Source organism: Haemophilus parainfluenzae, from assembly GCF_003252725.1.
GTDB classification, from domain to species: Bacteria; Pseudomonadota; Gammaproteobacteria; order Enterobacterales; family Pasteurellaceae; genus Haemophilus_D; species Haemophilus_D parainfluenzae_L.
This window is the reverse complement of sequence record NZ_QEPO01000001.1, coordinates 188,431-200,720: the sequence shown is the minus strand read 5'-3', so window position 1 is coordinate 200,720 and position 12,290 is coordinate 188,431. Positions and strand designations below refer to the sequence as shown.

General features: G+C 39.2%; 11 protein-coding genes. All 11 read right to left on the bottom strand.

Features of this window, described 5'->3' with window-relative positions:
• Positions 1-71 precede the first annotated feature (71 nt).
• The 11 genes from DPV85_RS00995 to uppS all read right to left on the bottom strand — a co-directional run bounded on the left by DPV85_RS00995 (position 72) and on the right by uppS (position 12,271).
• Positions 72-1,925, bottom strand: coding sequence for an SLC13 family permease (locus DPV85_RS00995; RefSeq protein ID WP_111326488.1), 1,854 nt, complete (start codon positions 1,923-1,925; stop codon positions 72-74).
• Positions 1,926-1,960: 35 nt separating this feature from the next.
• Entirely contained in the window at positions 1,961-2,563 is a 603-nt protein-coding gene (gene rnhB / locus DPV85_RS00990; protein WP_111326486.1) for a ribonuclease HII, read from the bottom strand.
• Positions 2,556-3,725: a lipid-A-disaccharide synthase gene (gene lpxB / locus DPV85_RS00985; RefSeq protein ID WP_111326484.1), complete on the bottom strand. Its 1,170-nt coding sequence runs from the start codon at positions 3,723-3,725 to the stop codon at positions 2,556-2,558. The genes rnhB and lpxB overlap by 8 nt, the downstream gene beginning before the upstream one ends.
• Positions 3,726-3,820: 95 nt before the next feature.
• Positions 3,821-4,609, bottom strand: coding sequence for an acyl-ACP--UDP-N-acetylglucosamine O-acyltransferase (gene lpxA / locus DPV85_RS00980; RefSeq protein ID WP_111326482.1), 789 nt, complete (start codon positions 4,607-4,609; stop codon positions 3,821-3,823).
• Between the two features lie 23 nt (positions 4,610-4,632).
• Positions 4,633-5,082, bottom strand: a complete 450-nt coding sequence (fabZ, locus tag DPV85_RS00975) for a 3-hydroxyacyl-ACP dehydratase FabZ (protein WP_014064844.1) — start codon at positions 5,080-5,082, stop codon at positions 4,633-4,635.
• Positions 5,083-5,178: 96 nt separating this feature from the next.
• On the bottom strand, positions 5,179-6,204 hold the full coding sequence (gene lpxD / locus DPV85_RS00970; RefSeq protein ID WP_070583022.1) for a UDP-3-O-(3-hydroxymyristoyl)glucosamine N-acyltransferase: 1,026 nt from the start codon (positions 6,202-6,204) through the stop codon (positions 5,179-5,181).
• 12 nt (positions 6,205-6,216) lie between these two features.
• Positions 6,217-6,825, bottom strand: a complete 609-nt coding sequence (locus DPV85_RS00965; RefSeq protein ID WP_049373177.1) for an OmpH/Skp family outer membrane protein — start codon at positions 6,823-6,825, stop codon at positions 6,217-6,219.
• Positions 6,826-6,928: 103 nt separating this feature from the next.
• Positions 6,929-9,307 (bottom strand): outer membrane protein assembly factor BamA, encoded by a 2,379-nt coding sequence (bamA, locus tag DPV85_RS00960; protein ID WP_070868706.1) that lies wholly within the window; start codon positions 9,305-9,307, stop codon positions 6,929-6,931.
• A 26-nt stretch (positions 9,308-9,333) separates the two neighbouring features.
• Positions 9,334-10,665, bottom strand: coding sequence for a sigma E protease regulator RseP (gene rseP, locus DPV85_RS00955; protein ID WP_111326480.1), 1,332 nt, complete (start codon positions 10,663-10,665; stop codon positions 9,334-9,336).
• An 8-nt stretch (positions 10,666-10,673) separates the two neighbouring features.
• Positions 10,674-11,540: a phosphatidate cytidylyltransferase gene (locus DPV85_RS00950; RefSeq protein WP_111326478.1), complete on the bottom strand. Its 867-nt coding sequence runs from the start codon at positions 11,538-11,540 to the stop codon at positions 10,674-10,676.
• An 11-nt stretch (positions 11,541-11,551) separates the two neighbouring features.
• A complete protein-coding gene (gene uppS, locus DPV85_RS00945; RefSeq protein WP_111326476.1) occupies positions 11,552-12,271 on the bottom strand; it encodes a polyprenyl diphosphate synthase in 720 nt (239 codons plus the stop codon).
• Positions 12,272-12,290 lie beyond the last annotated feature (19 nt).

Below are 12,290 nucleotides of genomic sequence, written 5' to 3'. Positions count from 1 at the left end.
CTTAAAACCCAGATGTTAGGAGCAAGAATTTTGCAAGAAATGTCTCTCTTATGGTCATAACTGCTCTTCATTTAAAATGGAAATAATATTGGCACAATAAAAACAGTCACCAACATAACAATTAAGGTAAAAGGTACGCCAATTTTTATAAAATCAGCAAATTTGTAGCCACCTGGTCCCACCACCATGGTATTTACTGGAGAAGAGACTGGGGTCATAAATGCAGCTGAAGCTGCAATCGCGACGACCATTGCGAATGGTACGGGAGAAACATTAAGTTGCTGAGCAAGAGAAATCGCAATGGGTGCCATCAAAATTGCAGTAGCAGTATTCGATATAAACAACCCGACTAATGCACAAAATACAAAGAGCACAATCAATACCGGATACATTCCCCATCCATCAATGATTTGTGTTAACCATTTCACCGCAAACTCAACTCCACCTGTTTTTTGAAGTGCGGTTGAAAATGGCATCATTCCGATAATCAGAATAAGACTCGGCCATTGAATGGAGTCATAAGCACTTTTAGCATCCACGCAACGGAAATAAGCCAACATTAAACAACCAATCAAGGCAGCCACAACATTCGGCACAGCGCCTGAAACCATCAATACCACCATAGTTAAAATGGATAGTAAGGCTAGTGGTGCTTGACGTTGAGCTGGTACGGCACGCCCCATTTCTTTCGGATAATTCAATACCAAGAAATCTTTTCGACGATCACGCATCGCTTGAATAAGTCGCCAATCGCCAATCACTAAAAGCAAATCACCTGAGCGATATTTTTCTTTAAAAGCATCACTCAACACCACACCATCTCGCTTAATCCCAACCACATTTAAGCCATATTTTGTGCGGAATTGTAACTCTGCAGTAGTTTTACCAATACAGGCTGAGTTTGGCACAATAATTAACTCGGCCATTCCAATAGAACGAGCTTGCTGATCAAACGATTGGGATTTAATTTCGGCAGGTTCTAAATGAAATTCCTGGCAAAACATATCAAAATTGAAATCACAGCGTTCCAAATCCACCATGAGGATATCTTTTGCTTTTATCTCTGACGTACCAAGAGGCATGATGTAACTTGGTCGGAAATGTTTCCAACGCTCAATCGCCAATACATTGAGTTGGTAACTAGAACGCAAATGAAGTTGGTCTAAGGTTTTACCCACGAAAGGGGACGGGCTTTTCACCACCAAACGCTTGGTACGATCTTTCAAACCATATTCATTAATTAACTCATTCATGGAGCTCTGTGCCGTATCTTGATTACTTTCATCACTATTATCCGAAAGCCATCGACGAGCGATAAGCATATAGCCCATTCCAAGCACTAGGATCAGCAATCCGATTGGCGTGAAATCAAAAAACTCAAGACGAAGATTGGTATCTTTTACTAATTCCGCGTTCACCACAAGGTTCGGCGCTGTCGCGATTAATGTCATCATCCCGCTGATTAATCCTGCCACACTTAATGGCATCATTAATCGTTTTGGTGAAATATTCATTTGACGGCAAATCATCATCACAACAGGAATAAAAACAGCAACCACACCTGTCGAGCTCATAAATGCGCCTAATCCTGCCACTGAAAGCATCAGTAAAATGAGTACCTTGGCTTCGCTATTTCCTGCTACTTTCAAGATGCCATCGCTTACACGATAAGCAATTCCTGTACGAACTAAACTTTCTCCGACGATGAAGAGCAAAGCAATGAGGATAATATTGGGATCACTAAAGCCAACTAAAATCTCTTGAATGCTGAGAATACCACTTAGATAAAAAGAGAGCATCACCAATAAGGCCACCACGTCCATACGAATTTTATTATGTACAAATAAAATAATGGCCGCACCAAGCAGTATTAATGTCCAAAACAATGGACTCACCCAAAGTACATGCTCAAAAATGGTATTCATACGCTATCCTTCAATCTTAAAATCTTTCAAGCTAACTAGTCTTCCATGCCTAATGCTTTCTTCACAGGCGAAAAACTTCGACGATACTCTGGTAGAGGACCCAGTTCCGCTAATTTTTCTAAGTGTAATTTGGTCGGATACCCTTTATGTTGAGCAAAAGCATATTCTGGATACTTTTTATCTAACGCTTCCATTTCCTGATCGCGTGCGACTTTTGCCAAAATAGAGGCTGCACTAATTTCAGCCACAAGTGAATCTCCTTTCACTACCGCTTGCGCAGGCAAACCAAGATTAGACGGAATACGATTGCCATCTACCAACACAAAGTGCGGTTGAATTTTTAAGGCTTTTACTGCTCGCTCCATGGCTAACATAGAGGCATGAAGAATATTCAATTCATCAATCTCGGCTGGCTCTGCTCGTCCCACTGCCCAAGCTAAGGCTTTCTCTTTAATTTCTGCTGCGAGTGCAAGCCGTTTTTTCTCAGTGAGTTTTTTAGAATCTGCTAAACCTGCAATCGGCTTATTCGGATCTAAGATCACTGCGGCTGTGACAACTGCCCCCACTAAAGGGCCTCGGCCAACTTCATCCACTCCTGCAAATAATTGATAACCTTCAGGATACACAAAATCAGTCATGCTTTTGCTCCAATAAATCAATTACAGCTTGTGCAGCTTGACTATCCGCATCACATTGAATTAATTTGTGTAATTCAGTAAAACTTTGAATTAAAACACTGCGAGATTTGACCGCACTTTCGTCATCGCCCAAATACTGAGAAAGTTGTTCTGCTAATTTTTGCGGTTCGCAGTCTTCTTGAATCATTTCAGGTACAAGCATTTCATCTGCCAATAAATTAGGCAATGAAATATATTTTGTTTTGACTAATCGTTTTGCCAAGAAATAGGTGAAAGGTTTCATTCGATAGCCTACCACCATTGGCGATTTACACAACATCGCTTCAAGTGCAGCCGTACCTGAAGCAAGTAAAGTGGCTTCGGCAGCAATCATCACTTGGCGTGCTTTACCATCAATTAAATGCATATCGAGATCAGGTGCAATCTGCGCCTTTATTTCCTCAAATTGCTGGCGACGTTTTTCATTCACTAAAGGGACTAAAAACTGCAAGTCTGGATATTTTTCTTTTAATAATAATGCGGTTTTTAAAAATGGTTCTGAGAGGAATCCAACTTCGCTACCACGACTCCCCACTAAAATAGCAAGATAACGTCCTTTTTCATCAATACCTAAGTTCTGGCAAGCTTCCGTTCTATTTGGTTTTAATGGAATCGCATCTGCCATAGTATGACCAATAAAACGGCAAGGCACATTGAAACGATCATAAAAGGCTTTTTCAAAAGGAAGAAAAGCTAATACTTGATGGGTTGCTTTAGCAATTTTATAAATACGATTTTGACGCCAAGCCCATACAGATGGGCTCACGTAATGAATGGTTTTAATCCCTTTTTCTTTTAATTTCAGTTCAACGGTAAGATTAAAATCTGGTGCATCAATACCGATAAATACATCCGGTTTAATATCAGAAAGTTGTTCGATGACACTGCGACGAATTTTTAGCAATCGAGGCAAATGCTTGAGAACTTCTACTAACCCCATAACAGAGAGCTCTTCCATATCAAAAAAGCTTTCAAAACCTTGAGCAATCATTCTCTCACCGCCAATCCCGACAAACTTAGCTTGCGGATAGTGGCGTTTAAGCGCTTGAATGAGGCCTGCACCAAGAATATCACCAGAGACTTCACCGGCAATAATCGCAATAGTCGGATTTTCTTTTATCATTAAATTTACCTTAAAAAACGACCGCACTTTGAACAAATCATAGTGCGGTCTCTTTGTTATTCATCATTTTCTCTTAACGAGAAAAGAAACGTTAATTAACGAATAATGCCACGAGTAGAACGTTTGAAGAATTCCACAAAGAAACTAATTGCAGATTCTGTTTGCGCAATTTGTTCAATTTCAGGCAACACTTCTTCAAGGGTTTTACCACTGCGGTAAATCATTTTATAGACGTTACGAATCGCGTGCATGGTTGGTTTATCAAAACCACGACGTTTTAATCCTTCAAGGTTAACACCGAAAGGTTGTGCATGGTTACCTTGAGCCATCACATAAGGCGGCACATCTTGGCTAACCATAGAACCACCGCCTAGCATAACGTGTGCCCCTACGATCACAAATTGGTGAATCGCAGACATACCACCAACAATTACGAAATCATCTAATTCAACATGACCAGCAAGTGTTGCGTTATTTGCTAAGATACAGTTATTTTTGATTTGGCAGTCATGGGCAACATGTACGTTTACCATGAGTAAATTGTTATTACCAATACGTGTTACACCACCACCTTGGATAGTGCCGCGATGAATCGTCACATGCTCACGAATACGGTTTCCATTACCAATAATGGTTTTTGTTGCTTCGCCCTTATATTTTAAATCTTGGTTTACTTCACCAATGCTGGCAAATTGATAAATCTGGTTATCTTCACCAATCACGGTATCGCCTTTCACGACAATGTGAGAATTTAAAACAGTACGTGCTTTAATCTCAACGCTCCCTTCAATAATACAGAAAGGACCGATAACAACATCTTCGCCAATAACTGCGCCATCAGAGACAAGCGCGGTCGGGTGAATTTTTGCACTTGGGTGGATCATACTTACCCCTTAATTTTATTTAATTATCGACGAGCACACATTAATTTGGCTTCACAAGCTACTTCACCGTTTACGGTTGCAATACCCGTGAATGCTGTAATACCACGACGTTCTTTAATCACTTGAACGTTCAATTCCATTTGATCTCCAGGTAATACCGGGCGTTTGAAACGCGCTTCATCAATACCTGCGAAATAGAATAATTCTCCACCTTTTAGTTCATGGGTTTTAAATGCAAGGATCCCCATTGATTGTGCCAAAGCTTCAAGAATTAACACACCCGGTAAAATTGGCTCCCCAGGGAAATGACCGGTAAAACAAGGTTCGTTTACGCTGATATTTTTAATTGCTTTTAACCATTCACCCTCTTTATAGTCTAACACACGATCCACTAATAAAAATGGATAACGATGTGGCAATAAGGTCATAATTTCTTTTGCTTCAATTACTTTACTTACTTGATTCTCTGACACGTCTAATACCTTTAAAATAAATAATAATAAAACACTGGAATTATACGATATTTCTGTATAAAAATAAAACGCACCCTAGGGTACGTTTTAAAAATCTTAGCCAAGTTTTTTCTCAAGGGCTTTCAGTCGTTTATTCATACCATCAATCCCCAAGGTAAGTGCGGCTGTTTTTCGCCACTCTTTATTAGTTTGTAATGGGATACCCGATGAGTAAACGCCTGGTTCAGTAATTGGACGCATTACCATCCCCATACCAGTCACTGTTACCTTATCGCAGATTTCCATGTGACCATTAATCACACTTGCTCCGCCAATTAAACAATAACGCCCCACTTTTAGGCTACCCGCCATAATGACACCGCCAGCTACTGCTGTACCTGTGCCGATATGAACGTTATGCGCAATTTGACAAAGGTTATCAATAATGACGTTATCTTCAATGACTGTCGCATCTAAGGCGCCACGGTCAATACAAGTGCAAGCACCAATTTCGACATTATTACCAATGATCACTTGACCAACTTGTGGAATTTTCACCCAGCGACCACGATCATTTGCATAACCAAAACCATCACTACCGATGACTGCTCCTGATTGAATTAAGCAATTTTGTCCAATTTCTACTTCATGATAAACGCTTACGTTTGCCCAAAGCTGTGTACCTGCACCAATTTTTGTGAATTTACCCACAAAACAACCCGCGCCAATAATCACGTTATCGCCTAATACAACACCTTCTTCAATAACGGCATTTGCACCAATTGATACATTTTCACCAATTGAAGCTTTTTCAGAAATAACCGCACTTGGGTGGATATTTTGAGCAGCTTTCGGAGTGGTATCCATATATTGAGCTAATACGGCATAAGCAACATAAGGATCTTTAACGATAAGTAAGTTACTTTCAGGGGAGCAAAATTCCACATCTGCTTCTGACACGACAAGAATACCTGCTTTAGATTCGGCTAATAAAGGACGGAATTTTGCATTAGAAATGAAGGTAAGCTGGTTAGGTTCTGCTTTTGACAATGCGGCAATATTATTAACGACAACGTCGGCGTTACCGCGAAGGGTACCGCCGACTTTTGCTGCTAATTCCTGTAAAGAATAGGATTTTTGCATTATGAGAACCTATTATTTTTTCTCTTCAGTTTTTGCTGGAGCTGCTTTTTCAGTTGCCGGAATAGATTTTAATACTTCTTCAGTAATATCTTTACCATCTACTGCAAATACGACAGAGTTAGCATCTAAAACATAAGTATAACCTTTTGCTTTTGCTAAGTTATTAGTTGCAACTTGAATGCTTTCTAATAATTTACCACGCTCTTCAGTTTGACGTTTTTCGTTTAACTCTTGGAACTCTGCTACTTTTTTATCTTGCTCTTGCATTAATTTATTTAATGCAGCTTCTTCATCTGAACCAAATTTAGTGATTTCTTCTTGGCGTTTTTGAATTTCAGCTTGACGTAAACGAGGTGCATCTTTTTGTAAAGCTGCAACTTTTGCTTCTACTTTTTTACGAGATGCTACGATTTTGTCATCAATTTCTTTCTTACTTGCAGCAAGTTTATCCGCCATTGGTTTGAATTCTGCATCTAACTTATCTGCTACAGCTTGACGATCTGGGTGGTTTTGGAATAAGTAACCCGCGTTGATGAATGCGATATTTTCATCTGCAGCAGCAAAACCTGATGCAAGTGCAAGACCTAAAGAAAGTGCGGTAACTTTTACTACGTTTTTCATATTTGAATTTCCTTAAATTAGTTTAGTAAATATTCCTGTGCCAGCTAACTCACTGACACAGAACGAAGATTTTGACTTAAATAGAACGTAAAAGTTCAATTTATTAGAAAGAACCACCAATACTGAATTGGAATTGTTCTACATCATCATTTTCATATTTTTTGATTGGTTTCGCATAAGAGAATACCAATGGTCCAATTGGTGATTGCCATTGGAAAGCAACACCAGTTGAAGCACGGACTCGGCCTGCTTTACTGTAATCAGGTAATGTTGCATAAATCGGAGATGATTTTAAGCCTTCTTTATCTGATTTCCATTTTGTATTCCAAACGCTCGCTGCATCAACGAAAAGTGAGGTTCTTACGCTATTTTGGCTTTTATCTCCAACAAATGGGGTTGGAACAATAAGTTCGACACTTGCTGTAGCCATCGCGTTACCACCAACGACATCAGTACTTTGATACCATTGGCCATATTTGTCTTGATAAATCGCATTAGGACCTACCGCACCGTAAGCAAAGCCACGTAATGAACCGATACCACCAGCCGTATAAAGTTGATAGAACGGTACACGTTTACCACCTAAGCCATTTGCATAAGAAGCGGTTGCTTTTCCAGATAATACCCAACGATGATCACGATCTAATGGGTAGAAACCTTGAAGCTCAGCGCTTAATTTATAATACTTATTATCAGATCCTGGAATGGTGACACGACCACCTAAACTTGCTTTTACCCCTTTAGTTGGGAAATAGCCACGGTTTAGACTGTTGTAGTTCCAACCAAATGAGAAATCAAAATCATTAGTTTTGATTGAGTTTCCAGTCAAATTCATTGACTTCATGTATAAATCACGGTTGTATTCATACGCGAAGTTACTGATTTTATTATAAGTATAACCTAATCCCACATAATATGAGTTGTTCTCATTAACAGGGAATCCCAATGTGACATTACCACCGTAAGTTGTACGTTTATAGGTTGATGAAGTATCACTTTTCGAGTTATCGTAAGTTTCATAGAATACGTTTCCACCTAAACTTACCCCATCTTTAGTAAAGTATGGTTCTGTATAACCCAAGTTTACACTTGTACCGTAGTCATTACGGGTACCTGCTAAACTTACTGCTGCACCCGTTCCCAAGAAGTTATCTTGTTTCACACTTGCTTGATAGCTGATACCACTCTCTGTACCATAACCGATACCAAAGTTAATACTACCAGTATTACGTTCTCTTACTTTATATACGACATCGACTTCATCATTAGAACCTTGAATTGGTTCAACACGATTTTCTACACTCTCAAAGAAACCCGTTCTATCTAAACGTACTTTACCTAACTCAACTAATTGTGAGTTATACCAAGTCCCTTCTTGCTGACGCATTTCTTGACGTAATGTACTATCTGCAGAAACCGTATTACCTTCAAAGCGAACTTGACGAACAGATAAACGACGTCCCGCATCAACCACAAAGGTTAATGCTAATGTTTTATTCGCGTCATCAAAAGTTGGTACAGTATTCACTGTTGCACTACCGTAACCACGTTCACCTAATTTATCTTTAATTAAGCTTTCAACATTTTGCACATCCGCACGACTGAATGTATCATTTAAGTGAAGTTCACCTAATAATGGTTGTAATTCATCAGCCATACCACCTAAGTTACCGACGATACGAGCAGAACTTAAATTGTATTTTTCACCTTCACTTACATCAATAGTGACATCTGCTTTTGTATGCTCTTCATTTAACTGAACATCTGTTTTTGTCACTCTGGCTTTGGCATAACCATTATTTTGGTAGTAGTCTTGGATAGCTTGAATATCTTTGTCAAACTGAGAACCATCAAACTTATTACCCCAAAGTTTCCACCAAGAATCTGGTTGAAGCTCCATTTGTTCTTGTAACTTACTGCTAGAAATCGCTTCATTTCCATTAAAAGTAACAGAACGAAGTTTTGCCGTATCATCTTCATCAATTTGAAGTGTAATTTCTGCGCGGTTATTTGGTAAAGTTGTCACAATCGGATCAACTTTCGCATTATAACGACCTATACTCTTATAATGTTCTCTTAAGGTTTTCGCAAACTCTTCTAATTTCGCACGATTTAAGACATCACCACTTTTGAAACCATTTGCATCAAGGTTTTGTTTTAATGCTTCTGTTGGAATAACTGAGTTACCTTTAATATTCACTTCAGAAATGATTGGTTTCGCAATAACGCTCACAACTAATGCGTCGCCATCTTGGAAAGCTTTAACATCATCAAACTGTCCACTTACGAATAATGAACGTACAATATTGGCTACATCTTTATCCGTTACACGCTGACCACTACGAACAGGAAGGCTTGCTAGAATTTGCTGTTCTAAGTCTCCTTGAGCACCGTCAACACGAATGTCTTTTGCTACAAATGGTGCCGCAAATACACTCGTTGTAGTACCGAATAATAAACTTGCGATTAGAAGTTTTTTCATCGACTTTATCCTATAAAAAACAATAGTTATAAACGTAAGAAATCATTAAAAAGCACAAAAATTGTTTGAATTAACAAGATTGTGAGCCCTATACGATAACTTAAATTTTGTACCCGTTCTGAAACAGGTTTTCCTTTGATAGCTTCCGCCGCCAAAAATACGAGATGTCCACCATCTAAAACTGGCAACGGAAATAAATTCATTATGCCTAAATTAACACTGATTAACGCGAGAAAACTTAAGAAATAAATCACGCCAGCGTTAGAAGATGCGCCTGCACCTTGGGCAATTGAAATTGGCCCAGCCAAACTGGAAAATGAAAGCTCTCCACTAAACAATTTCCCGATTGCCTTCACAATAAACCACGAAATTTGGCCTGTCTTTTCCACACCTTTTTGTAGGGCATCAAGAATACCATATTTTAATTCAGTTCGATACTGTTCGCCAACTTTTAAGAACGTCGGACTTAACCCAACAAACCATTTACCATCTTGATTCTTCTCCGGTTGCAAGATTTTGTCAAAAATTTCTTGACTACGTTCGACCTTGATTGTAAAAGGTTGACCTTGTTGCACCAGTGCAACAAAAGCTTTCCAATCAAGTGCGGTCGAATTTTCTGCTAAAATTTTATCGCCAATTAACAAGCCTGCTTTTTCTGCTGGTGAGTTTTCCACTACTTTTGATAATGTCATCTCCACTTTACTTGAAACGGGATTGATCCCTAGTGTTTCAAATGATGTTTCTTTATCTGGTTCAAATGTCCAATTTTGCAGATTAATGGTTCGTTGATAAGGTTGCTCTTCACCAAAAGGTGTTAATGTGAGTTCAACCGAATCAGAACCTAACTTATCAGTGAGCAATAAATTAATGGTTTCCCAATCGGGTGCATTCTTTCCATCAATTGCTAAAATCTGGCTATTCGGTTCAATTTGAGCCATCGCAGCGGGAGAATTTGGCGTGACATTTTCAATGACCGGTTTAACACTCGGAATCCCAACAGAATAAATCACCCAATATGCCAAAATCGCAAAAATAAAATTAGCAAGGGGACCTGCAGCAATCACAAAAGCACGTTGAGCTACCGATTTGCTTTCAAATGCCTGCGATTTTAATTCTGCTGGAACGTCTTCATTTCGTCCATCAAGCATTTTGACATAACCACCAAGCGGAATGGCTGAAATAGCAAATTCGGTGCCTAATTTATCTGTGCGTCGCCAAATCACTTTACCAAAGCCAATCGAAAAACGATGAACTTTAATACCACACTTTCTTGCCGCCCAAAAATGGCCGTATTCGTGTACGGCAACCAGCACGGCAATTGCAACAATAAATGAGCCTAGCGACCACAAAAACGACATGTTCTATCCTATAATACAAAGAAATAGAAGTATGTGAAGAATGGTACTGCGGCTGTTAAGCTATCAATACGATCTAAAATACCGCCATGACCTGGAATTAATTGACTACTGTCTTTAATGCCTGATTCACGTTTAAACATACTTTCGGCTAAATCACCTAATACAGAAATAGCCACAGTTGCCACAGAAAGCACAACAAAACCGCCCATTGCACGGCTACCTAATAAAGTTTCACCTGAAAAATGAATAAATACAAACGCCAATACCGCTGCAGTGATCATGCCCCCAAATACGCCTTGCCATGTTTTTCCTGGTGATACTTTCGGCGCAAGTTTGTGCTTACCAAAGGCTCGTCCGGCAAAATATGCACCTGAGTCAGCAGCCCATACTAATACAAATACATAGAGCAATAAGAATAAACCATGATGAGGATCAGCAGTATAATTATCTAAACGTAAACGTAAGACAGCGGCAACAAAGGGAATCAACGTAGAAAACGCAAATAGAAGTTGCAAAGGAATATTTTTACCCCAAAACTTCGCTGAGCTTGGATAAGTCACCACTAACACCAATGCAAGTACCCACCAACCGACAGAGTTTAGCAATAAAAGCGGTAAGTAGTTTTCAAACACTCGCCCCGCATCTAAATAATTCCCTTCGTTATAAAGCCAAAGGAAAATAAATGCGCCTAAAAACGCCGCAATACAAAGGCGTGCTAAAGGATTTTTAAAACGAGCAAATTGAGCCCACTCCCAAATACCAAGCGTCGCCACAAAGCCTAAGGCTAGGGCAAAATAAAATGGGGTAAATAAGAACAAGGCACATAATACCAAAGCAATCAACACAATGGCTGATAATACACGTTCTTTAAGCATAAGTTCTCCGCTTATTCTGTCCCGCCAAAACGGCGATGACGTTGTTGATAGCAGGCAATTGCCTGATTAAAATCTTTTTCACTAAAATCTGGCCAAAGCACATCTAAAAAACACAATTCCGCATATGCAATTTGCCAAAGCAAGAAATTACTAATGCGTTGCTCACCGCTTGTGCGAATTAGTAAATCGACAGGCGGTTCATCTTGTGTAACTAAATGTTGCTGGAAAAGTGATTCATTAATATCACTCACCAAAATCTCATTATTTTTTACTTTTTCAGCGAGTTGTTGAGTCGCTTGAACAATATCCCAACAACCACCGTAATTCGCCGCAATATTTAAAGTCAGTGCGGTATTATTTTCTGTTAAATTTTCTGCTTTTGCGATCTTCTCTTGCAATTTCTCACTAAAACGAGAAACATCACCGATAATCTTTAGACGAATATTGTTTTTGTGTAATTTTTTAACTTCTCGATCAAGTGCCTGCATAAAAAGCGTCATTAATGCGCTTACTTCTTGCTCGGGACGATTCCAGTTTTCGCTGCTAAATGCATATAACGTCAAAAATTTAACGCCAGTTTGTCGTGCATAACTCACCGCACGACGCACTGCCGCCACACCATTTGTATGGCCAAAAATACGCAACTTATTTTGTTGTTTCGCCCAACGCCCATTGCCATCCATAATAATGGCAACATGTTCGGGGATATTATTGTTATCAAGTTCTTTCATTCTAAAATATTCGGATTTT